Here is a 920-nt window from a genome sequence, read left to right as displayed (position 1 = left end):
AACAAGGTCGTGGCTTTGCGGTAGTTGCCGATGAAGTACGCGCACTAGCAAGCAGAACGCATCAATCGACCACAGAGATAACTTCAGTGGTGAGTGCAATTCAAAGCCAGATGCAGGCGTCGATGGCAGAGATTGGCGAGTGTAATCAACAAGGTCAACTAACGCTGAAAGATTCGGAAGAGCTGGATGCGAGCTTGCAACTTATCTTGAGCGACATGGAAAGCATCCAAGGTAATTCAGAACGTATTGCTTCAGCGATTGAAGAGCAGGGCGCAGTAATGGCGCAAGTGAGTGACTCAATTACTGAGCTGAACACTATCTCGAACGACAATAACGCTTCGGCGCAGCATTGCTTAGTTGAAGTGGACAAGGTAGCAGAGCAAGCGAACGATATGGACCAAGCGGTCGCGCAGTTCAAGACTTCATAAACAACATAGAACTTACTAAAACAAAAGGCGTGGATCATCTACGCCTTTTTTGTGCCTGAAATTCAAATAGATAAATGACGAGAATAAAAAAACGGCCCGATCTGGGGGAAGATCTGGGCCGTTATATTACGTATTAAAGGGGGGACTACTTATTTCGGCCTTCCAGCACATCCAGTGCCAGTTCAACCGCTTTATCAATATTGTCGCATCCCGCTAACTTACCTGAGCTGATAGGACCAAGCACATTAGCGTATAACGAGAGCTGCTTGTTAAATGGCAGGCTCAACTGCTCATATAAACGCTGGCGAATCTCGGCATGTTGCTCAGGAGCGTGAGCAGCAAGGCTTTTCAAAGTGTCATAAACAAGAGTGGTGGTAGTGTTCATTCGTCTCTTTATCATTAAGTGGGAGGCGCTTATTTTATAATCTTTTCGTATTCTTTTACTGTGACATAAGTCATACAATATTATTAATGTATTTATCTTTTCAATCT

The 920-nt window shown here is 44.5% G+C and carries 2 protein-coding genes; one reads left to right on the top strand and one right to left on the bottom strand.

Features of this window, described 5'->3' with window-relative positions; translation table 11 throughout:
* A partial coding sequence (locus tag AB4517_RS22120; protein WP_372150005.1) for a methyl-accepting chemotaxis protein occupies positions 1–428 on the top strand: 428 nt, incomplete at its 5' end.
* A gap of 145 nt (positions 429–573) precedes the next feature.
* On the opposite strand, the gene AB4517_RS22115 is transcribed toward AB4517_RS22120, so the two are convergent.
* Entirely contained in the window at positions 574–813 is a 240-nt protein-coding gene (locus AB4517_RS22115) for a PAS factor family protein (protein ID WP_004733935.1), read from the bottom strand.
* Between the last annotated feature and the right edge of the window lie 107 nt (positions 814–920).

The organism is Vibrio sp. 10N.222.52.C3 (assembly GCF_041474195.1).
Taxonomy (GTDB): domain Bacteria; phylum Pseudomonadota; class Gammaproteobacteria; order Enterobacterales; family Vibrionaceae; genus Vibrio; species Vibrio crassostreae_C.
This window is presented reverse-complemented; position numbering and strand designations above follow the sequence as displayed.

What these genes read in the sequence shown, in the direction of transcription:
- AB4517_RS22115 (WP_004733935.1), bottom strand. Translation starts at nt 813, where the DNA reads ATGAACACTACCACCACTCTTGTTTATGACACTTTGAAAAGCCTTGCT.